The organism is Halolamina salifodinae (genome assembly GCF_017874235.1).
Classification (GTDB): domain Archaea; phylum Halobacteriota; class Halobacteria; order Halobacteriales; family Haloferacaceae; genus Halolamina; species Halolamina salifodinae.
The window spans coordinates 94,093-120,122 of record NZ_JAGGLC010000005.1 but is presented as its reverse complement, the minus strand read 5'-3'; the positions used below and the strand labels follow the sequence as shown (position 1 = coordinate 120,122).

General features: G+C 67.7%; 31 protein-coding genes. 16 read left to right on the top strand and 15 right to left on the bottom strand.

The features are described 5' to 3' along the window. The first annotated feature begins 17 nt into the window (after positions 1 to 17). On the top strand, positions 18 to 1,058 hold the full coding sequence (locus J2753_RS11640) for a hypothetical protein (RefSeq protein WP_209492227.1): 1,041 nt from the start codon (positions 18 to 20) through the stop codon (positions 1,056 to 1,058). Here the strand turns inward: J2753_RS11640 and J2753_RS11635 are convergent, their stop codons facing one another. The 7 genes from J2753_RS11635 to J2753_RS11610 form a co-directional block, all read right to left on the bottom strand. Further along, positions 1,059 to 2,099: a dipeptide epimerase gene (locus J2753_RS11635; protein ID WP_209492226.1), complete on the bottom strand. Its 1,041-nt coding sequence runs from the start codon at positions 2,097 to 2,099 to the stop codon at positions 1,059 to 1,061. It abuts the gene before it with no gap. Continuing rightward, positions 2,096 to 3,121 (bottom strand): DUF1611 domain-containing protein, encoded by a 1,026-nt coding sequence (locus tag J2753_RS11630; RefSeq protein WP_209492225.1) that lies wholly within the window; start codon positions 3,119 to 3,121, stop codon positions 2,096 to 2,098. The genes J2753_RS11635 and J2753_RS11630 overlap by 4 nt, the downstream gene beginning before the upstream one ends. Before the next feature lie 69 nt (positions 3,122 to 3,190). Further along, on the bottom strand, positions 3,191 to 4,090 hold the full coding sequence (locus J2753_RS11625; RefSeq protein ID WP_209492224.1) for a Vms1/Ankzf1 family peptidyl-tRNA hydrolase: 900 nt from the start codon (positions 4,088 to 4,090) through the stop codon (positions 3,191 to 3,193). Positions 4,091 to 4,130: 40 nt separating this feature from the next. After that, the gene (locus J2753_RS14570) at positions 4,131 to 4,262 is read right to left on the bottom strand and encodes a hypothetical protein (protein ID WP_281064215.1); all 132 of its coding nucleotides are present in this window, start codon (positions 4,260 to 4,262) and stop codon (positions 4,131 to 4,133) included. Positions 4,263 to 4,322: 60 nt separating this feature from the next. After that, positions 4,323 to 4,664, bottom strand: a complete 342-nt coding sequence (locus J2753_RS11620) for a DUF5802 family protein (RefSeq protein ID WP_209492412.1) — start codon at positions 4,662 to 4,664, stop codon at positions 4,323 to 4,325. Positions 4,665 to 4,791: 127 nt separating this feature from the next. Next, positions 4,792 to 5,367: a peptidylprolyl isomerase gene (locus tag J2753_RS11615; RefSeq protein ID WP_209492223.1), complete on the bottom strand. Its 576-nt coding sequence runs from the start codon at positions 5,365 to 5,367 to the stop codon at positions 4,792 to 4,794. 162 nt (positions 5,368 to 5,529) lie between these two features. Next, positions 5,530 to 6,207: a DUF3800 domain-containing protein gene (locus J2753_RS11610; protein WP_209492222.1), complete on the bottom strand. Its 678-nt coding sequence runs from the start codon at positions 6,205 to 6,207 to the stop codon at positions 5,530 to 5,532. A 143-nt stretch (positions 6,208 to 6,350) separates the two neighbouring features. Between J2753_RS11610 and J2753_RS11605 the strand changes: the two genes are divergently transcribed. The 5 genes from J2753_RS11605 (at position 6,351) to J2753_RS11585 (ending at position 11,207) form a co-directional block, all read left to right on the top strand. After that, positions 6,351 to 6,545 (top strand): XapX domain-containing protein, encoded by a 195-nt coding sequence (locus tag J2753_RS11605; RefSeq protein ID WP_209492221.1) that lies wholly within the window; start codon positions 6,351 to 6,353, stop codon positions 6,543 to 6,545. A gap of 320 nt (positions 6,546 to 6,865) precedes the next feature. Next, entirely contained in the window at positions 6,866 to 8,215 is a 1,350-nt protein-coding gene (locus J2753_RS11600; RefSeq protein ID WP_209492220.1) for a 5'-deoxyadenosine deaminase, read from the top strand. Between the two features lie 105 nt (positions 8,216 to 8,320). Beyond that, positions 8,321 to 9,964, top strand: coding sequence for a CTP synthase (locus J2753_RS11595; RefSeq protein ID WP_209492219.1), 1,644 nt, complete (start codon positions 8,321 to 8,323; stop codon positions 9,962 to 9,964). Next, a complete protein-coding gene (gene guaA / locus J2753_RS11590) occupies positions 9,964 to 10,881 on the top strand; it encodes a glutamine-hydrolyzing GMP synthase (protein WP_209492218.1) in 918 nt (305 codons plus the stop codon). The genes J2753_RS11595 and guaA overlap by 1 nt, the downstream gene beginning before the upstream one ends. Further along, on the top strand, positions 10,881 to 11,207 hold the full coding sequence (locus J2753_RS11585) for a DUF7126 family protein (protein WP_209492217.1): 327 nt from the start codon (positions 10,881 to 10,883) through the stop codon (positions 11,205 to 11,207). The genes guaA and J2753_RS11585 overlap by 1 nt, the downstream gene beginning before the upstream one ends. Here J2753_RS11585 and J2753_RS11580 read toward each other — a convergent pair whose 3' ends face one another. Further along, the gene (locus tag J2753_RS11580) at positions 11,208 to 11,585 is read right to left on the bottom strand and encodes a hypothetical protein (RefSeq protein ID WP_209492216.1); all 378 of its coding nucleotides are present in this window, start codon (positions 11,583 to 11,585) and stop codon (positions 11,208 to 11,210) included. Positions 11,586 to 11,746: 161 nt separating this feature from the next. On the opposite strand from J2753_RS11580, the gene J2753_RS11575 reads away from it, so the two are divergent. Next, a complete protein-coding gene (locus J2753_RS11575; protein ID WP_209492215.1) occupies positions 11,747 to 12,850 on the top strand; it encodes a hypothetical protein in 1,104 nt (367 codons plus the stop codon). Positions 12,851 to 13,074: 224 nt separating this feature from the next. Here J2753_RS11575 and J2753_RS11570 read toward each other — a convergent pair whose 3' ends face one another. Continuing rightward, positions 13,075 to 15,225, bottom strand: a complete 2,151-nt coding sequence (locus tag J2753_RS11570) for a universal stress protein (protein ID WP_209492214.1) — start codon at positions 15,223 to 15,225, stop codon at positions 13,075 to 13,077. Next, positions 15,222 to 15,650 (bottom strand): NAD-binding protein, encoded by a 429-nt coding sequence (locus J2753_RS11565; RefSeq protein WP_209492213.1) that lies wholly within the window; start codon positions 15,648 to 15,650, stop codon positions 15,222 to 15,224. The genes J2753_RS11570 and J2753_RS11565 overlap by 4 nt, the downstream gene beginning before the upstream one ends. A 210-nt stretch (positions 15,651 to 15,860) precedes the next feature. Between J2753_RS11565 and J2753_RS11560 the strand changes: the two genes are divergently transcribed. From J2753_RS11560 to J2753_RS11540, 5 genes are all read left to right on the top strand, one after another. Continuing rightward, positions 15,861 to 16,346: an Lrp/AsnC family transcriptional regulator gene (locus J2753_RS11560; RefSeq protein WP_209492212.1), complete on the top strand. Its 486-nt coding sequence runs from the start codon at positions 15,861 to 15,863 to the stop codon at positions 16,344 to 16,346. A gap of 47 nt (positions 16,347 to 16,393) precedes the next feature. Then, complete coding sequence (locus J2753_RS11555) at positions 16,394 to 16,702, top strand: cupin domain-containing protein (protein ID WP_209492211.1); 309 nt, start codon at positions 16,394 to 16,396, stop codon at positions 16,700 to 16,702. Beyond that, positions 16,702 to 17,478, top strand: a complete 777-nt coding sequence (locus J2753_RS11550) for a PHP domain-containing protein (protein WP_209492210.1) — start codon at positions 16,702 to 16,704, stop codon at positions 17,476 to 17,478. Before J2753_RS11555 ends, J2753_RS11550 begins: the two co-directional genes overlap by 1 nt. 49 nt (positions 17,479 to 17,527) lie before the next feature. Next, positions 17,528 to 18,328: an aldo/keto reductase gene (locus tag J2753_RS11545; RefSeq protein WP_209492209.1), complete on the top strand. Its 801-nt coding sequence runs from the start codon at positions 17,528 to 17,530 to the stop codon at positions 18,326 to 18,328. Between the two features lie 106 nt (positions 18,329 to 18,434). Next, positions 18,435 to 18,845 (top strand): hypothetical protein, encoded by a 411-nt coding sequence (locus J2753_RS11540; RefSeq protein WP_209492208.1) that lies wholly within the window; start codon positions 18,435 to 18,437, stop codon positions 18,843 to 18,845. On the opposite strand, the gene J2753_RS11535 is transcribed toward J2753_RS11540, so the two are convergent. Continuing rightward, entirely contained in the window at positions 18,846 to 19,136 is a 291-nt protein-coding gene (locus J2753_RS11535; RefSeq protein WP_209492207.1) for a hypothetical protein, read from the bottom strand. A 77-nt stretch (positions 19,137 to 19,213) separates the two neighbouring features. Between J2753_RS11535 and J2753_RS14565 the strand changes: the two genes are divergently transcribed. Together J2753_RS14565 and J2753_RS11525 are read left to right on the top strand one after the other, a co-directional pair. Beyond that, a complete protein-coding gene (locus J2753_RS14565) occupies positions 19,214 to 19,585 on the top strand; it encodes a VanZ family protein (RefSeq protein ID WP_209492206.1) in 372 nt (123 codons plus the stop codon). 81 nt (positions 19,586 to 19,666) lie between these two features. Then, positions 19,667 to 20,746, top strand: coding sequence for an archaeosine biosynthesis radical SAM protein RaSEA (locus tag J2753_RS11525; protein WP_209492205.1), 1,080 nt, complete (start codon positions 19,667 to 19,669; stop codon positions 20,744 to 20,746). A 301-nt stretch (positions 20,747 to 21,047) separates the two neighbouring features. Here J2753_RS11525 and purQ read toward each other — a convergent pair whose 3' ends face one another. Both purQ and purS read right to left on the bottom strand, forming a co-directional pair. Continuing rightward, positions 21,048 to 21,722 (bottom strand): phosphoribosylformylglycinamidine synthase I, encoded by a 675-nt coding sequence (gene purQ, locus J2753_RS11520; RefSeq protein WP_209492204.1) that lies wholly within the window; start codon positions 21,720 to 21,722, stop codon positions 21,048 to 21,050. Next, positions 21,719 to 21,976: a phosphoribosylformylglycinamidine synthase subunit PurS gene (gene purS, locus J2753_RS11515; protein ID WP_209492203.1), complete on the bottom strand. Its 258-nt coding sequence runs from the start codon at positions 21,974 to 21,976 to the stop codon at positions 21,719 to 21,721. Before purS ends, purQ begins: the two co-directional genes overlap by 4 nt. Positions 21,977 to 22,130: 154 nt before the next feature. Between purS and J2753_RS11510 the strand changes: the two genes are divergently transcribed. Continuing rightward, positions 22,131 to 23,366, top strand: a complete 1,236-nt coding sequence (locus tag J2753_RS11510) for an MFS transporter (protein WP_209492202.1) — start codon at positions 22,131 to 22,133, stop codon at positions 23,364 to 23,366. 61 nt (positions 23,367 to 23,427) lie between these two features. Then, the gene (locus J2753_RS11505) at positions 23,428 to 23,688 is read left to right on the top strand and encodes a hypothetical protein (RefSeq protein ID WP_209492201.1); all 261 of its coding nucleotides are present in this window, start codon (positions 23,428 to 23,430) and stop codon (positions 23,686 to 23,688) included. Positions 23,689 to 23,713: 25 nt separating this feature from the next. Here J2753_RS11505 and J2753_RS11500 read toward each other — a convergent pair whose 3' ends face one another. Both J2753_RS11500 and J2753_RS11495 read right to left on the bottom strand, forming a co-directional pair. Beyond that, on the bottom strand, positions 23,714 to 24,922 hold the full coding sequence (locus J2753_RS11500) for a PQQ-binding-like beta-propeller repeat protein (protein WP_209492200.1): 1,209 nt from the start codon (positions 24,920 to 24,922) through the stop codon (positions 23,714 to 23,716). A gap of 33 nt (positions 24,923 to 24,955) precedes the next feature. After that, positions 24,956 to 25,990 (bottom strand): phosphoribosylaminoimidazolesuccinocarboxamide synthase, encoded by a 1,035-nt coding sequence (locus J2753_RS11495; protein ID WP_209492199.1) that lies wholly within the window; start codon positions 25,988 to 25,990, stop codon positions 24,956 to 24,958. Positions 25,991 to 26,030: the final 40 nt, after the last annotated feature.

The window sequence follows — 26,030 nt, the reverse complement described above, 5'->3', positions numbered from 1 at the left end:
CGACGGGGTGAGCACCGGTGAGCGACGCTGACGGCTCCCCGGGCGAAACCCGGGACACCATCCGGGAGCGTGCCGACGTGAGCACCGCCAAACTCTGGCTGTACATGGGCGCCGACCGCCGGCTGGTCGCGCTGGGGGTCGTCGGCGCCCTCTTTCTCGGCGTCGTCGCCGGCGGGTTCGCCCACCCGAAGTCCGCCTACCCGCTGCTCACCGACGGCGACCCGATGGAGACGCTGGCCCAGGCGCTCGTGGGGTCGACGATCACCGGCGTGACGCTCGTGTTGACGCTCTCGCAGTTGGTGCTCTCACAGGAGCAGGGAGCCGTCGGCGACCAACGCGAGCGTATGGAGGAGGCGACCGCGTTCCGGTCGGACGTGGCCGACGAGATCGAAGAGGCCGTCAGCCCCACCGAGCCCTCGGCGTTCCTCCGGGCGCTCGTGGGCGCGACCGAGCAGCGCGCCGAGGAAGTGGCGTCGGCCGTCGAGGATCTCGACGACGCCGACCTCCGCGAACGAATTACCGAGTTCGTCGACGCCATCCGGGAGAACAGCGAGGGGGTGCGCGCGGACCTCGAGGGCGCCCGGTTCGGCGAGTTCGAGGTGATCACGGCGGCGCTTGACTTCAACTACTCCTGGAAGCTCTACACCGCGAAGCGGCTCCGGGCCGAACACGCCGACAGTTTGAGCGACGGGGCGACCGACCGACTGGACGCACTCGCGACCGTGCTCGAACTGTTCGGGCCCGCCCGCGAGCACTTCAAGACGCTCTACTTCCAGTGGGAGCTAATCGACCTCTCGCGGACGATCCTCTGGGCGTCGCTGCCGTCGCTGCTGGTGTCGACGTGGGCGCTGCTGTTCTTCGATCCGGCGCCGGGCGGCGTCGCCGGCGTCCCGTTCGCGCTGCTGCAGGCCGCCGCCATCGTCGCCATCGCGCTGCTGCCGTTCGCGGTGCTGCTGGCGTACATCCTCCGGATCGTCACTGTCACCAAGCGCACGCTCTCCATCGGTCCGTTCATCCTCCGAGAAACCGACCGGAACGTGGCGCTCGAGACGGAGTAGCTACGCTTTGCGCGCGCCGGTCCCGGGCAGGCCGAGTTCCGCGAGCCGAAGTTCCCCTTTCGCGAGGTCGACGCCGTCGTAGGGATCCGACTCCAGCAGCAGCGAGCCGTCGAGGTCCGCGTAGTCCAGCAGCGGCCCGAGGTGGGCGCCGGCGGCGATGCTGGCGTTGCTCTCGATCATGCAGCCGAGCATCACCTCCAGCCCCTCCGCGCGGGCGGCGTGGACCATCCGTTTGGCCTCCAGCAGGCCGCCGCACTTCATCAGTTTGAGGTTCGCGATGTCACACTTGTCGGCGATTTCGGGGATGTCCGACAGCGTCACGCAGGACTCGTCGGCCGCGATTGGGAGTTCGCTGCGTTCGTAGGCGAACTGCAGGCCCCCCGGGTCCTCGGCGGGTACCGGCTGTTCGATGAACTCCACGCCGTGGTCGGCGAGCCAGCGGGAGTTCTCGACGGTCTCGCGGGGCGTCCACGCCTCGTTGGCGTCGACGCGCAGCGTCGCGTCGGGCGCGGCGTCGCGGATGGCCTCGATGATCTCCCGGTCGCGGTCGGTGCCGAGTTTGACCTTCAGCACCTCGTAGCCCTCCTCGACGGCCTCTTCGGTCTTCTCGCGGATGCGCTCGGTCGTGTCGAGGCCGATGGTGAACGAACTGGTTGGCGTCTCGTCGGCGTCCAGCCCCCACATCCGGTAGAGCGGCAGCCCCGTGCGCTTGGCCGCGAGGTCGTGCAGCGCGATGGAGACCGCACAGCGGGCGGCGGGGTTGCGCTCGACCGTCTCGCGCATCCGTGCCTCGATCTCGGTGAGTGCGTGGGGGTCACCGACCTCCTCGACGACATCGAGCAGGTCCGGTAGCACCGCCTCGACCGTGTCGGCGGTCTCGCCGTAGTGTGCGGAAGGGGCGGCGCCGCCGATGCCGGTCATCCCGCCCTCGTCAGTGATCTCGACGATCACGTTCTCGGCGGTCTCCTGTGTCCCGCGGGAGATGGTGAACGCGTCCGCTAGCGGGAGCGAGACGCGCTCGAACTCGGTGTCGAGGCTCATAGCTCCTCCACGATCTCGGCGGCGTCGAACCGGACCACGTCGGTCGCGGGGGCGCCGATCTGTTCGCTGAACGCCCCGACGGCCTCGCGGGCCGCCGCGTCGTCCTCGATATCCTTCGTGTTGAGCGCGCCGGCGACGACCTCCGTCTCGTGGACGGGGTTCGCGAGCGATTCGTAGAGGTCCACGTACTCCGAAACGGGTGGGAGTTCGGTGTCCTCGTAGCCGTGGACGACCTCGCGGCCGGCCTCGTGACAGAGTACGAGTTTGTCGGCCATCGAGCCGTGGAGAATGCCGCAGGTGACCGCGGAGTAGGCCGGGTGGACGATGCTCCCCTGCCCCTCGACAAACAGTACGTCGTGTTCGTCGCCTTTCTCCAGCAGCATCTCCCCGACGGCGCCGGCCGTGAAGTCCGAGACCACGCGATCCACGGGGTTGCCCCACCCGGCGATCATGATCCCGGTCTGGCCCGTCGGGATGAATCCGGCGTCGATGCCGGCCTCCCGGGCGGCCGTGACCAGTTCGCAGGTGGCGGTCATCTTGCCGACCGAGCAGTCGGTGCCCACCGTGAGCACGACCTCGGCGTCGATCTCGTCGGAGCGCCCCTCCGCGACGCCGATCCCGGCGTGCGGTTCGCGAACGTCGTGGATGTCGGCGCCGTGTTCGGCCGCGAGCGTGGCGAACTCCTCGTCCTCGTTCAGGAAGTAGTGGAGGCCGGCAACGACATCGACGCCCGCTTCGAGCGCGGCGCGCACGTCCGGGCGCCACGACTCGTCGAAGCCGCCGCCGATGGGTGCGATACCGATCAGCAGCGTGTCGACCTCCTCGTTGATGTCCTCGAACGCGCCGACGATGGGCGCGTCCGGGACGGTCTCGGTGTGGTCGTGGACCCGGCTGCCGGCGGTGTCACGGTCGATGACGGCGACGGTATCGTCGTCGCTGTAGCGCATCACGCCGAGGGCGGTTTTCGCGCGGTCCGGGAACTTCTCGTGGGCGAGGATCGCGAGGCGCCTGCTTTCGGTCATGGTTCGGGAATGGGCGAGGGGGTAGATAAATCGGCGGTCTGCGGAAGCCGGTCGGCGCGGCCGTGGTGCCTACAGCCCCCGGACGCGCACGCTCCAGAAATCCGAGAACGCGTGGGCCAGCGCTTCCTCGGGGTCGCCGGTGGCGTCGACGGTCGCCGTCACGTCCGCGAGGTCCCGGAGGTCGCCGAGCACGCTCTTCTCGCCGACGACGATGACGCGGTCGGCGTCGGCTGTGTGGTTCTCGATGGCTTCGGCGGCCCTCTCCAGGTGCTCCTCGATCTGGGCGTCGCGCCGGCGCTCGAAGCGGTCCTGGGAGAAGCCGCCCTTCGAGTGTTCGTTCATCACGTCGCTCTCGAACCCCGCGAACTCGACGCGCTCGCCGTCCTCGTACATGCCGAGAGCGAACTTATCGGAGCGCACGAGCGCGAAACAGAGCCGACCGGTTGGCCGGACCCACTCCGGTTCGACCCGGAAGCTGTCGTCCCACTCGCTGAAGGGGTCGGGTTCGACCGGAAGCGAGAGCGCCGTCGCGACGAGGCCGGCGTCGTCAACACAAACGAGGCAGGGAGCGGCCCGCGAGACCAACGGCGCCCGGTCGCCCAGCGTCTCACGGACGGCGTCGGGCAGGTCGCCGTCCGCAACGAACGCAGTTAGCGCGCCCTCACGGGCGGCGTCGACGCTGCGCAGGCGGTCGGCGACGGCGGCGACTCGGTCGCCGCGGGCGGTCTCCTCGTGGCGGTAGGTCAGGTCGGCTTCGCCGTCTCCTTCGGCCCGGGAGAGGCGATCCTCGAGTTCGGTGATCCGGTCCTCGAGTCGGTTGATCTCGTGTTCGGCCTGCTGGCGGGCGCTGACGGCCTCGGCACGGCTCCGCTTTGCTGATTCGGCCTGGGCCTGCAGGCTCTCACACTCCTCCTCGAGTTCCTCGATACGCGCTTTCAGATGGGCGCGGCCCAGCAGGCGGTCGAGCATACCGAACCCGCGGGCGGCGAGGGGTTTGTAGCTTCGGGCCTTACTCGCTGTCGAGGTGGGGGAACTGCATCGACTCGCGGATGTGGCGGCGGGCCCCCTCACACTCGGCGGCGTCGAGGGCGGCGCGGAGCCCGCCCGCGCCATTCGTGTTCTTGCGTTGTCTCTTACCCATGGCCCCACCTAACTATCTCTCTTTAAACGAACGGGATGCTTACCCCGTGGTTTCCGGCTGCTACGCGGCGTCCGCCGGCCGCCAGCCGCCGTACTTCAGTAGCTGTCCGGCACGCTCGGGACGGGCGAGGAACACCTCGCGGCGCGCCGGCAGGTCGCCGTCGGCCAGCGACGCGGGCACCGTCAGCGTGCCCGACGGGACACCCTCGTCGCCCCGGACCGGGAAGTGGATGCCGTCGAGTTTCATCACGAGCGGGGAGTCGAGCCGTTCGATCCCCTCGCTGTCCGCGTAGAGCTGTCGGTTGACCGCCTCGTGGTCGTCGACGTTGAGGGCGGCGCGCTCCTCGCCGGGTTCGACGTACAACACACCCAGGTAGTAGCCGCTGGAGAACTGCTCGAACATACTGTGCATGTGAACAACTACCACGGACGCGGATAAGCCTTGCCGGCAACGCTTATGTGGAGTGAAATCACGGTAGTTGCGTCGCTGGGGAGGGTGAAAAGCGCAGAACGGAGCCGCAGAGATCGGTTTACTGTTCGATTGCGACCGACTCCAGCTTCGCCTCGACCTGCGGCTGGTCGTTGCGGTCGGTCGGGACCGAACCGAGCTCTTTCACCACGTCCATGCCGTCGATGACGCGCCCGAAGACGGCGTGCTTGCCGTCCAGGTGGGGCTGGGCGTCCAGCGTGATGAAGAACTGCGAGCCGTTCGTGTTGGGGCCGGAGTTGGCCATCGAGAGGACGCCCGGGCCGTCGTGGCTGAGTTCGTCGTGGAACTCGTCCTCGAACTCGTAGCCGGGGCCGCCGCGACCCGTCTCGGTGGGGTCGCCGCCCTGAATCATGAACTCGGAGATGATGCGGTGGAACGCGACGTCGTCGTACAGCGGGTCGACGCGCTTCTCGCCGGACTCGGGGTCTTCCCACGCCTCGCCCTCGGGGCCGACCTCGGCGTCCTCGTAGTCGTCGGCGCTGGTCGCCAGCGTGATGAAGTTCCGCACGGTCGTCGGCGCGCGCTGTTCGAACAGTTCGACGACGATGTCGCCGTGGGTGGTCTGAATCGTCGCGACCGGGTTCTCGGGGTTCTCCATTTCGTCCTCGTAGCTCATACTGGTGTTCGACGCTCCCCAGTAATAGGCACGGCGGTCATCGACGACTATGAGACCCTTCCGGTCAGGGTTGGTCCAAATAATGCCATGTTTAAATATCTGGAAGCGGAATACATTGATGTCTTCAGGAGGAGGAGCCGTTATGGTTCGTCCTCCGTCTCTCTACAACCTCAGCTCGTTCAGATAGCTCTGCCCCTCTTTGCAGTCGCCATCCATAATGAAACTACGACGCATATGGGCTGCGATATCGGCTAATTGAATCCCTGGAACAGCTTGGCTATTATGCACGCTGAACCTCACCTCCGGGATCCACTCGATAGGGGTAACGAGGGATTCGATCTTGTCGCTCGGTGTTTTCCAAGTTTCTGCGTCTAGTAGCACGTGACCCATCTCAATATTCGGTTCGTGTCGAGCCAATAGCCGGAAAAGCGGGGTTATCGCCGACGAGAGGCCAACAATCTGATCAAGGAATTCTGATCTTCCTTCTCCGAGGTAATCCTGACTGATACGACTTCCAAGTTCACTCTCGCTCTCGTAAGAAGTGAATCGTATCGGCTGCCGGTCAGACCATGGCAGACCAGCCGTAACGATTGTGCCGTCGCCTTTACCGATCTTTCGAAGGTAAGCGAAGGCCGAATTGAGCTTTGTATCCGTTATTTCGGCCCCCTTGAGCTCCCGTCCGGGTGACGGTTCGTCGCGAGGATAGATGACATTGTCCGAGATTTTGTTCTTTGTCGACCGCAGCACTCGATTCGGATCGTCGTACTCAGTAACGCACCAACAACACGACACGATATAACAGTCTGGCCGACTGTGGTTCCCACTTTCGTCTACGAACACGTTCAGTCGGGGCCCATTCTATTCGCTTTATGTTCTCCCAATGATTGTTAAATCATAGGGGTGAGTACCGCTTTGGCTGGGCAGGGAAAGAATCGCCGGCGATAGCCGCCTTTACGGCCGCCGGCCCCGTGGTTTCGCAGGCTATGAACCTCGTCGCCGTCGTCGCCGCCCTCGCTGTCGGCATCACCACTGGTGCGCTGTTCACGTTCCTCCGCCTCCCGCTGCCGGCGCCGCCGGAACTCCCGGGCGTCGTCGCCATCCTCGGCATCTACGTGGGCTACGTCGGGATAGAGCGTCTCGGCTGGGGGTTCGACCTGCTTGAGGCGCTGGGGTTCTGACGATTCGTACTTTCCGGGTGAATCGTGTGCCGATCCGTCTAGATTGGTAACAAGAGAAAGCCCCTGCGGCGTCGGCTCCCGGGACTCGCTGCGGTCCTCACTTCGTTGCGGTCCTTACGTCGTCCGGGTTCGCCGACGCCGCAGCCCCTTTCAGTCCCGCCCGACCACACAGTCCACAGCCTCCCCAGCCGACTCGTTCGCTCCTTTCAGTCGCTCACTCGTCCCTCGCGCTTGCTCGCGCACGACGGCGCGATCGCTTCGCGCCGACCACCGCTTCGCATAGCCATACTCTTAAGCACCGAAACCTTCGCCCGTGGAGGATGCTACTCACCGGAACCGTCGTCGTCGACGCCGACACCGTCGTAGAGGACGGCGCCGTCGTCGTCGCCAGCGAGGAGCGAAGCACCTCTAGCAGCCGGACGGAGTCCGGCGACGGCGACCGTATCGAAGCCGTCGGCCCCGCTTCCGACCTCCGCGAGCGGTTCCCGGCGCACGACCACCGCGAGTTCGACATCGTCGCCCCGGGTCTCGTGGGCGCGCACGTCCACTCCGTCCAGTCGCTGGGCCGCGGCGTCGCCGACGACGCGGAACTGCTCGACTGGCTGTTCGACTACGTCCTCCCGATGGAGGCCGGCCTCGACGCCGAAGGCATGCGCCTCGCCGCCGAACTCGGCTATCTCGAGTGTCTGGCCTCCGGCACGACCACCGTCATCGACCACCTCTCGGTCCACCACGCCGACGCCGCCTTCGAGGCCGCCCGCGAGCGCGGCATCCGCGCCCGGATGGGGAAGGTGCTGATGGACAAGGAGTCCCCCGACGGCCTCGAAGAGGCGACCGAGCAGGCGCTCACGGATAGTGAGGCCCTCATTCGCCGGCATCACGACACCGAGAACGGCCGGATCCAGTACGCCGTGACGCCCCGGTTCGCCGTCTCCTGTACCGAGGAGTGCCTGCGCGGCGCTCGCGACCTCGCCGACCGCTACGACGGCGTCCGGATTCACACCCACGCCAGCGAGAACGAGGACGAGATCGCGGCCGTCGAAACCGAGACCGGGATGCGGAACGTCCACTGGCTGGACGAAGTCGGCCTCACCGGCGACGACGTGGTGCTGGCCCACTGCGTCCACACCGACGAGGCCGAACGCGAGGTGCTCGCGGACACGGACACCCACGTCACCCACTGCCCGTCCTCGAACATGAAGCTCGCATCCGGCATCGCGCCGGTCGAGGACTACGTCAGCCGCGGGATCAACGTCGCGCTGGGCAACGACGGCCCGCCGTGCAACAACACGCTGGATGCGTTCACCGAGATGCGGCAGGCTAGCCTGCTCGCGAAAGTCGACGACCGCGATCCGACCGCCATCGCCGCCGAGATGGCCTTCGAGATGGCGACGCTCAACGGCGCCGACGCGGCCGGCTTCGAGCGCGTGGGCGCGCTCCGCGAGGGCTGGAAAGCCGACATCGTGGGTCTCACCACCGACAACGAACGCGCGACGCCGATCCACGACCCCGTCTCCCATCTCGTGTTCGCCGCACACGGCGACGACGTGCAGTTCACGATGGTCGACGGACAGGTGCGCTACGAGGACGGTGAGCATATCGGCGTCGACGCCGCCGCAGTCCGGGAGCGCGCGCAGGCCTACGCCGAGGAGCTGTTCGCCGAGATCTGACGTGTCCCCCGAGAACTGACGCGACCGACGCCGTATCGAACGGGAGTGATCCCCACCCCGGGGCCCCTCCGAAATCGTTTTCCCGGGTGGACGGGGATGGTCGGTATGCCGACGGACCCGCAGCGCTACGACCCCGACCTCGGCCGGAAGTTCGTGTTCGTCACCGGCGGGGTGATGTCCGGACTCGGCAAGGGCATCACCGCCGCGAGCACCGGTCGCCTGCTCAAAAACGCCGGCTTCGACGTGACCGCCGTCAAGATCGACCCCTACCTCAACGTCGACGCCGGCACGATGAACCCCTACCAGCACGGCGAGGTGTACGTGCTGAAAGACGGTGGGGAGGTGGACCTCGACCTCGGGAACTACGAGCGGTTCCTCGGGGTCGACATGACCTCCGACCACAACGTCACCACGGGGAAAGTGTACCAGGAAGTCATCGAGAGCGAGCGCGCCGGCGACTACCTCGGCGAGACTGTCCAGGTCATCCCCCACATCACCGACGACATCAAGCGGCGCATCCGCGAGGCCGCCGAGGGCAGCGATGTCTGCCTCATCGAGATCGGCGGCACCGTCGGCGACATCGAGGGGATGCCGTATCTCGAAGCTCTCCGCCAGTTCGCCCACGAGGAAGACGAGGAGGACCTGCTCTTCGCCCACGTGACGCTCGTCCCCTATTCGAAGAACGGCGAGCAGAAGACCAAGCCCACCCAGCACTCCGTGAAGGAGCTCCGGTCCATCGGGCTCCAGCCGGACATCCTCGTCGGCCGCGCCACGGACGAACTCGACCCGAAGACGAAGGAGAAGATCGCGCTGTTCTGTGACGTGCCCACCGACGCGGTGTTCTCGAACCCGGACGTCGAGGACATCTACCACGTCCCGCTGATGGTCGAGGCCGAAGGGCTCGACGAGTACGTGATGGAGCGCCTGAACCTCAAAGAGGAGGCGCTCCCCGAAGAGGAACGCTCGACGGAATGGCGCGACCTCGTCACCCGCGAGCGCACCGAGACCGTCGACGTGGCGCTCGTCGGCAAGTACGACCTCGAGGACGCCTACATGTCGGTTCACGAGGCGCTGAAACACGCCGGCATCCAGCGCGGCGTCGAGGTCGACGTGGAGTGGGTCGACGCCGACGAGATGGCCGAGCACCACACCGAGCGCCTGAAGGACGCCGACGCAATCGTCGTCCCGGGCGGCTTCGGCTCCCGGGGCACCGAGGGGAAGATCGAGGCGATCCGCTACGCCCGCGAGAACGACGTCCCCTTCCTGGGCCTCTGTCTGGGCTTCCAGATGGCGGTCGTCGAGCACGCACGCAACGTCCTCGGCCTCGAGGACGCCCACAGCGCCGAACTCGACCCCGAGACCGAGCATTCCGTGATCGACCTGCTGCCCGAGCAGTACGAGACCGAGGAGATGGGCGGCACGATGCGGCTGGGCTCCCACGACACCGATATCGACGAGGGCACGCTTGCGGCCGCGGTGTACGGCGACACCTCCTGCACCGAGCGCCACCGCCACCGTTACGAGGTGAACCCGGAGTACATCCCACAGCTCGAAGCCGACGGGCTGACGTTCTCGGGGGACGCTGGTAACCGTATGGAGATCGTCGAACGTGCCGACCACCCGTACTTCCTCGGCACCCAGTTCCATCCGGAGTTCCGTTCCCGTCCCGACCGCGCGAGCCCGCCCTTCGTCGGCCTGCTCGACGCGATTCTGGACGAGCAGGAGGCGACCGAGGAGGTGAGCGCCTGATGGTCGACGCCCCCGAATTCGTCGACGAGAAGATCGAAGAGATCCGCGAGCAGGTCGGCGACGGCAAAGCCGTCATCGCGCTCTCGGGCGGCGTCGACTCCTCGGTCGCGGCCGCGCTGGCCTACGAGGCCATCGGCGACCGCCTGATCCCCGTGTACGTCGACACCGGCCTGATGCGGAAAGGCGAGACCGAGAGCATCCGCGAGACGTTCGCGTTCATGCACTCGCTCACCGTCGTCGAGGCCGAGGACCGCTTCCTCGCCGAACTCGCGGGCGTCACCGACCCCGAGGAGAAGCGCAAAGTGATCGGCGAGCAGTTCATCCGCGAGTTCGAACGCGAAGCGACGGAGGCCGACGCCGACTACCTCGTGCAGGGGACCATCTACCCCGACCGCATCGAGAGCGAGGGGAACATCAAGTCCCACCACAACGTCGGCGGCCTGCCGGAGGTCGTCGACTTCGAGGGCATCGTCGAACCGGTTCGGGACCTCTACAAGGACGAGGTCCGCGAGGTCGCCCGCGAACTCGATCTGGAGGAGGTCATCGCCGAACGGATGCCGTTCCCCGGGCCGGGGCTGGCAGTCCGCATCGTCGGCGAGGTCACCAAGGAGAAAGTCGAGGTCGCCCGCGACGCCTGTCACGTCGTCGAGGAGGAGACCGAGGAACACGAGCCGTGGCAGGCCTTTGGCGCCGTCCTCGGCAAAGCGACCGGCGTGAAGGGTGACAACCGCGTCCACGGCTGGGTCGTCGCCGTCCGCTCCGTCGAGAGCCGGGACGGGATGACCGCCCGCGCCCAGGAACTGCCCTGGGAGACGCTCCAGCGCATCCAGAGCCGGATCACCGGGATGAACGAGAACGTGGCCCGCGTCGTCTACGACGTGACCCACAAACCGCCCGCGACCATCGAGTACGAGTGATGAAGGCCATCGTCGCCGGCGCCGACCCGGAAGGGATCGGCGAGGAACTCGAAGCGCTGGGCGTCGACATCCAGCGCGTCGGCAGCCCCGTGTTCGCCGACGCGCTCTCGGAAGCGGGCATCGAGGACGCCGACCTGTTCGTTCTGACGGATCTGAGCGAGGGGATTTCGATTACGCTCGCAAAGGAAGCAAATGAGGACGTGCGGGCGGTCTGTTACGGTGAGGGAACGCTGCCGGAATCCGTCGGCAGCGTCGTCGATCTGATCGTCGATCCGTCGCTGCTCGACGCCGAAACGGTCGCCGAGGAGTTGGTCGCGGAACTGTAGCTACGCCTCGTCCACCGCGTCGCGCGCGGCCGCCTTCGCGATCTCGACGCGCGCGTCGTGGCTGTGCTCGTCGTACTCGTCGTACGCTTCCATGAACACGTGCGCTGCGTGGTACGCGTTCTCCCGGCCGTGAACCACGAGTATCGGTTCCGCTTCCTCCAAGTTGTCGCGGTTCCCCCGGACGAACCCCAGCCGCCAGCGGTGCGTGTCGGCGTGGGCGACGTTGGGTTCGGCGGGGAGGATGTGGACGCCGATGTCGCGGTCGTCGTACTCGAACAGCGCCGGCGCGCGCGGGTCGTACTTCTCGACGATGGAGTCGGGGCGCTCGACCTCCGCCCAGTCGTCGGGTATCGCCCGCTCGCTCTCGGTGTCTGTCATGCGGTTGCCGTTCGGGCGGCGGCCTGCTAATTTTGTCGGCCGTCGAGCCCACAGATCGACGCTTAATTCGGCTTAATTCGGCTTATAGCGGCCTGAAGCGCCCAAATCCCCGTTTGTGGCGTCCCCCATTCAAGGGGGTGTAGGTCGTTGGATCGACTGCGATGAACTCCACCAAACTGCTCACGATGCTGCTCGCAGCGTTGGTGGTCTCCGCAGGTGCGGGGGCCGCCACGGCCGTCCAGGCCGACGCTGAGACAAGCGTCGAAGCAAACTACGACGAGGGCGCCGTCACGGTGACGGTGACCCACAACGGCAGCGCTGCAGAGAACGTCACCGTCGCCGCCAACGGTGAGACCGTCGGCGCGACCGACGCGAACGGCACGCTCACCTTCGAGACGAACGCGAGCGAGGAACTGACGCTCGCGTTCGACGGCGACAACGTCGACCTCGAGCGCACCTACGCGATCGAGGACGGCGAACTCGAACTCGTCGAGGACGAGGAAACAGAGGAGAACGAGACTGAGGAGAACGAGACCGAGACCGAACTCTCGGCCGACGTGACGTTCGATAACGGCACCGTCGACGTGACGGTGACCGAGAACGACAGCGCAGTCGAGAACGCGACGGTCGTCGCCAACGGCGAGACGGTCGGCACGACCGACGCAAGCGGCACGCTGACGTTCGAGACGAACGCGAGCGAGGAACTCGAGATCGAAGTCGAGTCGGGCGAGCAGGAGCTCGAGCTCAAGTACGAGATCGAGAACGGCGAACTGGTCGCCGAGAGCGACGACGAGGAAGACGGTGAGGACGCGGAGAAGGGCCCCGACGAGAACGCCTCCGAGCGAGCCCACTCCGTGTTCGCGGTCGTCCAGAACTGGCTCAACGGTGACGGCGAGGGGAACCTCGGCCAGATGATCCAGAACGCGACCGCCAACGACGAGGCGCCGGGCAACTCCGAGAACGCGGGCCCCGACGGTGAGGACACGCCCGAGAACGACTCCGACGCCGGCCCGAACAGCTCCGACGACAGCCCCGGTAACAGCGACGAGGCGCCGGGCAACTCCGAGAACGACTCGGATCGCGGCAACGACAACGGCAACGCGCCGGACGGTGACGACGCGACCGAAACCGCGAGCGACAGCGACGACGAGGAAACGGAGTCCGAGGCGGACGACGCTGAGGACGAGGCGGACGCTGACGACGACGAGGAAGACGACGATGACGACGAGCAGGCCGGCAACGGGAACGGTAACGGCAAGAACTGATCGGCCACTCGCGGCTGATCAGCGGTAGTGGGTTTCGGATCCGCCCATTCTCCCCTGGTTCGGGAGACGGCGATGACGGCGCGACGGTAGCGGTCTCGGACGGTGCGGGGGTGTCCTCTGTCAGAGGCGGGCCATCCGGGATGGGTTCGTCCGTATCGTTCGCTGTCGTGCATGCGGTTCCGACGCGGCACCATTTCTCCGAGCGCTGGAACGGACAGCGGCGCTCAGACCACGAACCGCTCGAGTAGCTGTCGGCTCAGCGGCGGTCGACGGCTCTCCCGGGGATAGACGGTGACCGTCGTCCCCGCGGCGCCGATAAATCGTCGCTCCCCGTCGAACAGCGCGCCACGGACGCGGTGGTCTTGGCCGCGGCGGATCAGCAGGTCCGTTTCGGGGCGGCGCCGGTCGGTCCGGATCGGTTCGGCGGTCACGGGCACGTCGAGCATCCCCGAGAGTTCCGTACGGTGTTCCTCGAGCGAGTCGGCCCGTTCGGCTGGGTACCAGAGCGACACCTCGCCCTCTTGGGCGTCGGCGACGGCCTCGGCGGCGTTCACCGCCAAGGGCGGGAACGGGCCGGACTCGGCGGCCACCGCGATCTCTTCGGGCCGCTCGGGGTCGGCGCTGTCGACGAGCAGTACGTCACAGGGTGCGTGGCGAGCCACCCAGTCGATAGGGTCGCCGAACAGCCGCGAGCGCAGGCGCAGCGGCTCGTGTTCGGCCACGATGGCGTCGACGCCGCGGCGGTCCGCGAAGTTGACGATAGCGTGTTTCGTGTCGTGGCTCACGATCTCGTCGGCCTCGACGGCGACGCCCAACTCCTCGCCCAGTCGTTCGACCCGGCGCTCGAAAGAGCGGTCGGCAGTCGACTGCACGGTCGCGTCCTCTGTCAGCGGCGCCTGATCGGGCACCTCCTCGAACCGGACGACGACCACGCGGCCGTCGTCGTCCCGGATCAGGTCCGCCGCGAGACCGATGAGTGCGCGCTCGCGGCGCTGGTCCATCCGCTTGGTGAGTGCGACGAGCACCTCGTGGGTGGCGTCGGCGGTCTCGACCTCGCTGAGCACGTCCTCGCTGACCTGCTGGCGGATCGCGCCGGTCGCTGCACCCTCGCGGCTGACCCGCGGGCGAACGTAGCCCAGGTACCAGAGGACGCTGCCGACCGTGATCACGCCGGCGCCGATCAGGGCTATCTTCCCCATCTGGGTCAGCAGCGCGAGGCTGCTGACCGCGCCGAACACCTGCATCCACGGGTAGAGCGGCGAGTCGAACTCCGGTTCGTACTCGGTGGTCCCCTCGCGGAACGCGATCACGGCGAGGTTGATCAGCGCGAACACCATGATCTGGAACGCGCTCGCGAGTTTGGCGATGTCCAGGATCGGGACGAACGCGATCAGCGCCAGCAGCACCGCGCCGGTGAGCGTGATTGAGTTGACCGGCGTGCCGAACCGCTCGCTGACCGACGCCATCGACGGCGGCGCGAGGCTGTCGCGGCTCATCGCGAACGGGTAACGCGAGGAGGAGAGGATCCCCGCGTTGGCTGTCGACACCAGCGCGAGGATGGCGGCGGCGATGACGGCGACGACGCCGGCGCCCCCGAGCGTGACCGCGGCTGCCTCCGCGACCGGGGTGGCAGAGCCGGCGACGGCGCCGGGGTCGGTGACGCCGACGAGGACGGCGACGATGGCGACGTAGAGCACGGTCGTGAAGCCCAGCGAGCCGAGGATCCCCAGCGGGATGTTCCGACCGGGGTCCTCGACCTCCTCGGCGATGCTGGCGACCTTCGTCACGCCGGCGTAGGAGACAAAGACCAGCCCCGTCGCCGCCAGCAGGCCGCCGATGCCGTCCGCGAAGAAGTTGGCGTAGTTCGCCGACTGGACCTGCGGGGCGCTCCCGGCGGCGAACCACCCGAGCGCCGCCAGCATCACGACGACGATACCGACCTGGAGGCGCCCGGTCTGTTTCGCGCCGAGGACGTTCACGAGGATCAGGACCGTCGCCAGCGCGAGCGCGACGGGTTTGAGCGGGAGATCGAACAGGATCAGCAGGTAGGGGACGCCGCCGACCAGCGCGAGGGCGCCCTTAAAGGAGAGCGAGAACCACGTGCCGACGCCGGCGATGGTGCCCAGCAGCGGCCCCATCCCGCGCTCGATGTAGATGTAGGTGCCGCCGGCTTCGGGCATCGCGGTCGCCATCTCGGATTTCGAGAGCGCCGCGGGTACGACGAGCACGCCCGCGAGCAGGTAGGCGAGGATCACCGCGGGGCCGGCGATTTTCAGCGCCAGGGCGGGGAGGATGAAGATGCCGCTGCCGATCATGGCGCCGATGCTGATCGCCAGCACCGACGGCAGGCCGAGGTCGCGTTCGAGCTCCTTCATACGTGCTCGGCGACGGCGTCGGAGATGGCGCTCGTCACACAGACCGGCTCGTGGCCAGCGTCGGCAAACACCCCAACCCGGCCGTCAGCGTTGGCCAGCACGACCACCCGCAGTCCGTCGAAGCGGGCACGGATCAACTGGGCGACGAGGAGGTTCCGTTCGTCAGAGCAGGTCGCGACGATAGCGGTCGAGGCCGCCGAGAGTCCGGCGTCACGCAGTGCGTCCGTGTCGGTCGGCGCGGCGTCGACGACGGGCACGTCCGCTGTGCTGACGGTGTCGTCGACGACGACTGCGGTGTGTTCTCTCTCGCGGAGCCGTCTGGCGACCGCTACGCCGAGCACGCCACCGCCCAGCACGTAGTAGTCGGCCCCGCCGGGCTCGGTTGTCGATTCGTCATCGGCCGATTCGGTGTAGTTGTGACTCATGGGAGGCGATCTACCCGCTTTCTCCAAGCTTGCACTCTGTCTTGGAGACGTAACCGCATAAATTGATGGTTCTATTTACGGTTCCGTCGAAGAAACTGGCAGAAAAACCCGATCTGTCTGCTGAACATTCGTTTGTCGGCGGTCGTGCCGCCGCTGTTCTCGGCGAAACCGCGGGGACTAAGGCGGCTCCCCGGTGATATCGCCGTAGCGATGAAAGACGGAGAGCTGGACCGAGTGGACAGACACATCCTCTACTACCTCCAGCAGGACGCCCGTGGCACCTCCTCCAGCGAGATCGCGGAAAAGCTCGATCTCTCGGCGAGCACCGTCCGCACCCGGATCAACAAACTCGAGGAGCGCGGTGTCATCCGCGGCTACCACCTCGACATCGACTACGACCTCGCGGGCTACCCGCTGTACACGAAGATCATCTGTACCGCGCCGATCCCGGAGCGCGACGAACTGGCCAACGAGGCCCGCCAGATCCGCGGGGTGACCGCCGTCCGGGAGATCATGACCGGCGAGCGCAACGTCTACGTCAACACCATCGGCCGGGATCACGACGACCTCAACCGGATCAGCGAGGATCTGGACGCGCTCGGCCTCGAAATCGTCGACGAGCAGATCATCCGTGACGAGTACGTCTGCCCGTACCACGGCTTCCTCGACGAGGACGGGATCGACGGCGAGGAGTAGCCCGCCACCGAAGCCGGCTTTTTCTTCCCGCCGCCCCACGGGGGCGTATGGACCGACTACCCGACGTGACGCCTGCCGAGGGCGAGATCGAGACGCGTGAACTGGTCGTCGATGACGATGCTCTCGTCAAGGCCTTCTTCCTCGGCCCGGGCGCCGAACTCGACAGCCACGACCACCCCGAGAGCCTGAACGTGTTCCACGTGCTCGCCGGCGCCGTCACCGTGATTCAGGACGGCGACGAGGAAGCCATCGACGCGCCCGGCGTCGTCGTCCACGAGCGTGGCGTCGCCCACGGCGCCCGCAACGAAACGGACGACACCGCCGTCTTCACGGCGACACTCGCGCCGCTTCCCTGATGGTCCGGTTCGACTACCACACCCACTCGAACTACTCCGACGGCGGGTTCCTGTTCGGGATGATCGAGGCCGCAGAACGCGCCGGGCTTGAGGGGGTCGGCATCGCCGACCACTGCCACATCTCGGATGACGAGCGCCTGCGGGCGAACCGCGACAGCCTCGGCTTCTCGCTCGACCTCACCTACGAGCGTCGGCGCCGCGGGATCGAACAGATCGCCGCCGGCCGAGATATTCGGGTGTTCGATGCGGTGGAGATGGACTACCTCCCCGCCGCTGAGGACCAGCAGGCCGCCTTCCTCGACGACGCGAATTTCGACTACGCGGTCGGGAGCGTCCATCAGGTGAACGGCCGGAACGTCCAGCGCGACGCCGCGTTCCGCGACGACTCGGAGCGCGAACGGGAGGCGGTCGTCGACGACTACTACGACACGCTGGTCCAGTTGGTCGACTCCGGGCTGTTCGACATCGCCGCCCACGTCGATCTGGTGGAGCGCACGCCGTCGTTGCGTGGCTTCTCGACGCAGGCCCACTACGACCGGCTGGCGGCCGCGCTGGCCGAGTCAGACACCGTGCCGGAGATCAACGCCGGACGCGCGCTGGGTGACTACGGCGAGTTCCACCCCGCCCCGGACCTGCTCACGACGCTCCGGGACCACGGCGTCGAGTTCGTCGTTGGCAGCGACGCGCACTCGCCCGAGGAACTCGGCCGCCGGGTCGACGCCCTGGAGAGCCACCTCGACGACCTCGGCGTCGAACCGACGACCCTCGATATCTGAGGCCGCCGGTACCGGTGGGTTGAGGGGCCCCCGCGCCCGCGATCCGCCCATGCAGGGGATCCCCCGACTCGGCTTCGGCACCTACGAGAACGACGACCCCGAGCAGTGCGCCGAGAGCGTCCGGACCGCCCTCGAGGTGGGCTACCGGCACGTCGACACCGCTCAGAGCTACGGCAACGAGAGCGCCGTCGGCGACGGCATCGCCGCGAGCGACGTCGATGCCGAGGACGTGTTCGTCGCCACCAAACTCGCGACGGGGAACCTCGCGTACGAGGACGCCGTCGAGACGGCCCACGAGAGCGTCGAGCGACTGGGCGTTGACAGCATCGACCTGCTGTATGTCCACTGGCCGATCAACAGCTACGACCCCGAGGGCACTATCGAGGCGCTGAACGACCTCTACGAGGACGGCGTCATCGAGGCCGTGGGGCTGTCGAACTTCCGGATCGATCAACTCGACGCCGCCATCGAGCGACTGGACCCGCCGCTCGCGGCCCATCAGGTGGAGTGTCACCCGATGCTGCCCCAGGAAGACCTCCGGGCCCACGCCGTCGACCACGACTACGCGCTGGTGGCGTACTGCCCCATCGCTCGGAACCAGGTCGCCGAGATCGAGACGATTCAGGATATCGCCGCGAAACACGACGCCTCGCCCGCGCAGGTGAGCCTCGCGTGGCTGCTCGAAAAGGAGAACCTCGTCGCCATCCCCAAGGCCACGAGCGAGGCCCACATCCGGGACAACTGGGGCGCACAGGAACTGGAGCTGGACGAGGAAGACGTCGCCGCCATCGACGGAATCGACGAACGGCGCCGCATCGTCGACTTCGACGCGGCGCCGTGGAACCAGTAGCCGCCTCCACGCTCCTTATCCCCGAGAACGCACAAAGGACGGGTATGCTTCGCTCGACGCACGTTCCTGGGCCCGCGGACGGGAGCCGACCATCGCGGGTGGCTCGATGACCTCCTTCGACGCGCCGGACCCGCGGGACGCGCCGCCCGTGCCGGACGCCGACGGGGTGCCCTTCGACGCCGCGGTGCTCCAGCAGGCGGCCCACTCGGACGGCGTCGGCGTCCAGGCGCTCCCGGAGCTACTGAGTCGCGTCGAGACCCACCTCACCGGCTGTCGGGAGTCGCTGCGCCGGAAGTTCGAGCGCGCCCACCGCGACGACCAGCGGGAACTGTTCTTCGTCCCGCCGGACTACTGGGAGGGCGTCGCCTCCGTGCTCTCGCTGTCGCCCGAGGAGAAGGAGTCCGTCCGCCGCGCTCACGAGCGCCAACTGCTCCGGATCGGCGCCGAAACCCGCCGTGGCGCCGAGTTCGACGCCGCACTGGACATCCGGACCGCCGTCGTCGTGAGTCTGGAGTAGTCAGTTTTCGTCGCTCCGTGACCGGGGGTTCTGTGCGGCGGCGATCCGTTCCTGCGCCCCCGCGATGCGCTCGACGGCGACGACGAGGCGGTAGAACAGCCACAGCACGAACGCCAGTAGCGCCAGCCAGATGACGCCGTAGACGAGGAAGCCGAGGAGGCCGACGACACCGCCAACGCCGCCGAACCCGAGCAGCCCCAGTACGAGCAGGACGATCAGCACACCCGCGGCGACGGCGAGTAGCAGTCCACGATACCCCGAGAGGCCGGTGGAGGAGTCGGCTCCGGACATGACCGGCCGTTCTGCCCCGGCCAGCATAAACCCACCTGCCACACAACGGTTTTCCCGCTGCCTGCCGACCCTCGGCCGTGGCTTCGCGCAACTGGCTCCCCGTCGCCGTCGGCGCCGTCATCCTCGCCGCTTCGCTCGTCCCGGGCGGGGGTGGTGGCGCCACCATCGGCCCCGTGGGCGTCGACAAACTCCTCCACGGCGCGGGGTACGCCGCCCTCGCCGCGGCGACGCTGTTCGCGCGCCGGGCCCGGATGGCGCGGGTCTTCCTCGCCGTCGTCGTCGCCGTGACAGTGTTCGGTGGCGTCGTCGAACTCCTGCAGGGACCTGTTCCCGGCCGGCACGTCTCCGCGCTTGATCTGGTGGCCGACGCTGTGGGTGCGCTGGCCGGTGGGGCCGCGTGGTGGCTGTTCGGCGGCGTCGACGACTCTGCACGCCCGGGACCGGACTGACGTGACGACCGGTCAGTGTCGTCGAGGGGTGGCTGGCGGGCCTGTCGAAGCCGTTTTCCCCGTGCCCGGCGGAGTTCGCCCATGAGCAGCGAGCCGACGCCCGAAGTGTACGAACGCGGGCGGGGGATGGACGCGCACAACCAGGTGATGCGCGACATCCGAGCCGAGAACGATCAGAGCTACGACCCGCGAGAGCCGACCCGCGTGTGGATCGACGAGGACAACACCCCCGACGGGGTGTACCAGAGCCTCACGATCATCCTCAACACGGGTGGCTGTCGCTGGGCCCGCGCCGGTGGCTGTACGATGTGTGGCTACGTCGCCGAGTCCGTCGAGGGCGGCAGCGTGAGCCACGACGCCCTGATGGAGCAGATCCAGGTCTGTCTCGACCACGAGGCCGAGGAGGCCGACGCCGAGTCCGGCCTGATCAAGATCTACACCTCCGGATCGTTCCTCGACGAGCGTGAGGTGCCCGCCGAGACCCGGCAGGCCATCGCCGACACGTTCGCGGACCGGGACCGCATCGTCGTCGAGTCCCTGCCGGACTTCGTCGACCGCGAGAAGGTCGCGGAGTTCACCGACCGCGGTTTGGAGACCGACGTCGCGGTGGGGCTGGAGACGGCGACCGACCGCGTGCGCCACGACTGCGTGAACAAGTACTTCGACTTCGCGGACTTCGAGGACGCCTGTGCAGAAGCGCGGGCGGCCGACGGCGGCGTGAAGGCGTACCTGCTGATGAAGCCGCCCTTCCTCTCGGAGCAGGAGGCGCTGGCGGATATGCAGGACAGCGTTCGTCGTTGCGGGGCGGTCGAGGGCTGTCACACCGTCTCGATGAACCCCTGTAACGTCCAGCGCTACACGATGGTGGACGAGCTGTTCTACGAGGGCGGCTACCGGCCGCCGTGGCTCTGGTCGGTCGCCGAGGTGCTCCGGACGACGACGGACGTCGACGCCATCGTCGTCTCGGACCCGGTGGGCCACGGGAGCGAGCGCGGCGCTCACAACTGCGGCGAGTGTGACGACCGCGTCCAGCGCGCGATCAAGGACTTCGACCTGCGGCAAGATCCGTCGGTGTTCGAGCAGGTCGAGTGTGAGTGTGAGTTCACGTGGGAGTTGGTGCTGGAGGAGGAGCGAGGCTACAACACGCCGCTCTCTCGCTAGTTCGGATCTGGCGTTTATTCCTCGTTTCTGCGCTTTTCTCTGGTAGTGTGACCGCTAACACGACCGCGGAGTTCCCAAGGCCACTTGTGACCGCACTGCCCAGCACTGCGGCCACATCCTCCCCAGCCGACTCGCTCCCGTAGGTCGCTCGTCCCTCGCGCTTGCTCGCGCACAGAGGCGCTCGCGTCGCGCGCCACCGCTGGCTGCGGGGCGGTCACAAGTTGCCAACGATAGAGCTGCTGTCGCTGTCGCGGTAGCTCCGAGAACACTCCACAGAAACCTCAAGGCCGGAAAACCAGAACTACGCGAAGCCTTCAAGCACGCCTTGTCCGTCGACGCCGCCGAGTTCCTCCAGCGACGCCCGCTCGGGATGGGGCATCAACACGGCGACGTTCTTGGACTCGCCCAGCACACCCGCGACGTTCCCCGTGGATCCGTTGGGGTTCGCTGCGTCAGTCACGTCCCCGTCGGCGTCGCAGTAGCGAAACAGCACGCGGTCGTCGTCGACCAGCGCCTCGTAGCGCTCGTCCTCGATTTCGAAGCGCCCCTCGCCGTGGGCGATGGGGAGCGAAACCACCTCGCCCGCCTCGTACGCCGCGGTCCACGGCGTGTCGGCGTTCTCGACGCGCAGGTGGACGTGCTCACACTGGAACCGGGCGCTGGCGTTCGTCGTGAACGCACCCGGGGTGAGCCGGCTCTCGCTGCCGATCTGGGCGCCGTTGCAGACGCCGAGGACGGGAATCCCTGCCTCGGCGGCCTCGCGGACCTCGTTCATGATCGGCGAGTGCGCGGCCATCGCGCCCGCTCGGAGGTAGTCGCCGTAGGAGAAGCCACCGGGGAGGACGACACCCTCTGTATCGGCGGGTAGGCCGTCCTCGTGCCAGACGCGTTCGGCGTCGACGCCGATGCGGTCGAGCGCGCGCACGGCGTCGCGGTCGCAGTTCGAGCCACCGAATTGAACCACGGAGACGGTCATGCGCCCTGCTCCTCCACAACCACGTCGTAGTCGTGGAGCGTCGGGTTCGCCAGCAGCCGCTGGGCCATCTCGTCGGCGCGCTCGGCCGCGGCCTCGGCGTCGTCGGCGTCCAGATCCACCTCGAACTGGTCGGCCGAGCGCAGGTCAGCCAGCTCGAACCCCAGCCGTTCCAGCGTCTTCTGGGTCGTCTCGGCCTCGGGGTCGAGTACGCCGCGCTTCAGCCGCACCGTCACCGTCGCGGTGTAGGCGGTCATCGACTGGGTATGTTCGTCCGTGCGTAAAAGGGATTGTGGTCGGGGTCGGATATACACAGTCGTGCGTACCGCCGATGCTGTCCGGGGGCTGAGAATCCCCCGTGGATTGCCGCCAGCCGTAGGGTTGGGAGTGGCGCGGTCCTGAATTCGGGTAATGGCGACCCGAGCCCGCGACGCGTCGAGGGAGGCGGCGACAGTCGTCGGCCTCGTCAGCGGCTCGCAGTACGTCAACCACGCGTATCTCGTCCTGTTCCCGCCGATTCTCGCGACGCTCTCCGCGGAGTTCGAGGCGTCGCTGGCGATGCTCGGCATCGCCCTCGGCGTGCAGGGGGCGGCCAACACCGTGTTCCAGCTCCCCTTCGGCTGGCTCGCCGACGCGCGCGACCGGACCATCGCCTTCGCCCTCTCCTCGGTCGCGGGCGCGCTCGGCGTGCTCGCCGTCGCGCTGGCGCCGAACTTCCCCGCACTCGTGCTCGGTCAGGTGCTTATCGGCGTCGGCGTCGGTGGCCACCACCCCGCCCACTACCCGTTGCTCTCGGATGCCACACCCGACGGCCTCCGGGGTCGGGCGTTCTCGGTGTACGGCGTCGGGGGCGCGCTGGGCTTCGCCACTCCGCCGGTCACGTTCACGCTGTTCACCAACGCCGGCATGACGTGGCGCCACGCCGTCGGCGCCATCGGCATCGTCGGCCTGCTCTACGCGTTCGTCGCGACGGCCATACTCCGGTTCGTCGTCGCTGACGACGTGACGGGGCCGAACGTCGGCATCGAGACAGAGGGGGAGAAGGAATCGCTCTCGACCCGCGCCGTCGCCGCGCTCCGCGCGCTGGCGAACTCCCCCGGGATTATGGGGCTCACGCTGCTCGCACTCCTGACCTCGACGGCGTCGTGGGGCGTGAACACCTACGCCGTCGTGTTCCTCGACAGAGTGTACGACGTTCCCTCGGAGACGGCGAACCTCGCGCTCACGGGGATGTTCGTCGTCGGCGCCGTCGCCATCATCCTCGGCGGCGACCTGACCGACCGGATCGATCCGGGCCCCGTGATGGTCGCGAGTTTCGCCGCGGTCACCGGGTTCGTCGTGCTGCTGGCCTCCGGTCTCGTCCCGGCGATGGTGGCCGTCGGCGCCCTGCTGGGCGTCGGCGCCGCCCGGAGCCTCGCCGGGCCGGCCAGAGACGGCCTGACTGACGCGCTCTCGGCCGACGACACCGTCGGGACGAACTTCGCGGTGGTCAGCGTCGGCGTGATGCTCGGCAGCGCCATTGCACCGCCCGCGTTCGGCTACATCGTCGATGTCACCGGCCCGGGTGCGGCGTTCGGCGCAATCGGCGCCGTCGCTCTCGCGGGGACGCTCGTGACAGTCTGGCTGGCGGCGGCCGTCGCGGAGTGAGCGCCACCGTCGACGGCTCGCTCGAATGTTTTTCAGGCTGAGGCGGCTACGACCGAGCGAGATGCAGCGTCGCTCGCTGGAGTACTACGACAAAATTCTGATCGCCATCGCGGCCAGCCTCGGTGGCGGATCGCTGGCTGGCGTCGCCACCGACGTTGACTTCCGACTCGCCCTGCTGGCCGGCGCGCTGCTCGCGACGGTGTTCGTCTACGACGCGACGCTACGGAACCCACCCCGGCCGCCGGAGTCCGCTCAGCAGACGTACGCGCTGCTCGGCTGGCACCTGCTGCTCGCGCTCCTGTTGCTCCCGGATCTGCTCTGACGCGCCAAGTCAGCGATCCAACGACTCACCCGACCCGGTAAACGCCGCTCTCGCCTTCTCGAATCCCGACGAAGAACACGGCGTCGTCGGCCAGTGCAATGGCGTGCTGGGAGAACGTGTCCAGATCGAGCGCGATCCGTCGCCGGATCTCGCCGGTCTCGCGGTCGAGCAAGTCGAGTGTGTCCTCGCTCGGGACGTACACCGTCTCGGGATCCACCGCGGGCCGATCCTCGCTGCCGACGCCGAGGTCCGTGTCCCACAGTTCCTCGCCGCTCGCGGCGTCGTAGGCCCGGCAGGCGTAGGGTGATTCGTCGACGACGTAGACCACGCCGTCAGCAATCGCGGGCGGGGCCTGCGCGGCGCGGTCGAACTGGACCGTCCAGCGGTCGCTCTGATCCGACCGGGAAATCACCTGCAGCAGCCCATCGCTCCCCATGAACGCGATCATCTTCTCGCCGACGACTGGTCCGCCGTAGGCCTCCTGTTCGAGGTCAGTTTGCCAGCGAACCGAACCGTCAGCGGCGTCAATGGCGAACAGTGTGCCGTCGCTCTCGGCGAAGACGGTGTCAGCGGTGGCTGCGAGTTCGCCGGCGTGGTCCGGGACGTCGTCGGCACGCCACAGCCGTTCGCCAGTCGCGCCGTCCAGTGCCAGCAGTGAGTTCGCGCCGAGGTAGAGGTGATCGTCGACGGCCGTCGGGGTGCTCCCGGTCGTGCCAGCCGCGTACGTCCATCGGATTTCCCCAGTCAGGCGGTCGACGGCCATCGTCTCCCCGGCCCGAGTCAGGAACGCGGTCCCACCGTGGAGCGTCGGCGCCGCGGCGCCGCTGCTCTCGGACCAGTCGTGGCGCCAGCGAGATTCGCCGTCGCGGCCCGTCGCGACGAACGCCCGGACGTACTCAGGTTGGGCCTGTTTCCAGATCGGCGCGTAGACGGCCTCTGCGTCGACCATCGGCGCCCCTTCGTAGAAGTCGCCGCCGGGGCCGACGCGCTCGATGGTTGGTGACTCGGGGAGGGTTGTCTCAGTTTCTCGTGAGCCAGTCCGTCGAGCGTCGTGGCCCGCGGTCGGCCACGGCTCCGGCGGGGCGCCGAGTTCGGCGTCGCTGTGGTGCGTGCGGGGGTTGATCGTGTCGCGGATGTCCTCGACACTGAGACAGCCAGCGAGCGTGGAGGCGGCAGCGACGCCGGCCGCGAGGGCGGCACGTCTGGTGATCGGCAGGTCGGTGGAGGGCGGCATAGTTCCGGTTCGTGGGGGATTCGTGAAAAAGCCCTACAGGTTCCGAACGGCGTCGACGGCGTCGTCGATATCCGGCGCGTCGAACCAGTTCTGCCCGGTGTAGGCGTTCGTTCCGGCGGCGTACATCTCGCCGGCGGTCTCGCGTACGTCGTCGGGGAGTGGGTCCGGCGACTCCTCGCAGAAGGATTTCCAGTCGGCGACGCCCTCCTCGGCAGCGAGGGCTTTGGCGTCGGCGACGGCGGCGACCCAGTCGGGGTCGTAGGCCTTGTAGAACTGCCGCAGCACCTCTTTGGATAGCTCTTGGCCGTCGTAGGCGAAGCGGTTCTCGTCGAACGTCCCGGCCACGTCGGCGACCCGGATCTCGCCGTCGACCCAGAGACACTCGATCTTGCCGTCCTCGTGGACGAACCCCGTCTCGGCCGCGCGCTCGGTGACGACCTCGTTCACCGCCAGCGCGGTCTCCCGGAGGGCGTCGAGATCCGCGCGACCCGCGATCTCGGCGGCCTCGCTCTCCCCAAGGTAGCGGTCCTGCTCTTCGAACTTCGTGGAGAACTCGACGACCGGTTCGGGCAGCGAGACGGCCTCGTCGGGCCAGCGATGGCGGTCCAGGCCCACATCTTCCGGCTCTTTTCGGCTCCGCAAGCTGGAGCCGATTGGCACCTCGTTCCGGAAGACGATTTCCAGCGGGACGAGGTAGTGGCTCCCGGCGGCTTCGTGGAACTGGTCGTACTCGTACCCGTCCGCGCCGTGGGGGAGGTCCGGGACGACCGTGAGGTCGATTGCCATCTGCCGCGGGGCCTCCTCGACGGCGTCGAGCGCGCGCGGGTCGGGGTCCTCGGCTGGGTCGTCGCCGACGACGCCGCGGTAGTGGGTCGGGATTCCTGCCTCGGCGAGGCGCTCGAAGTTGTCCGCGCCCATCGTGCAGAGGCTCCGCCCCTTCGCCGGGATCTGGTCGGGCATCGGCCCCCAGTCGAACACGGAGTAGTCGTCGGTGAAGACGAACCGGCCACGCCCCAGGTCGTCGGCGGTCGGCTCCCGGTCGACGCGGAACTCCTTGACGCTGGTCACACCCGGAGGGGTGGCTCGCGCCACCTTGAATCTTCACATC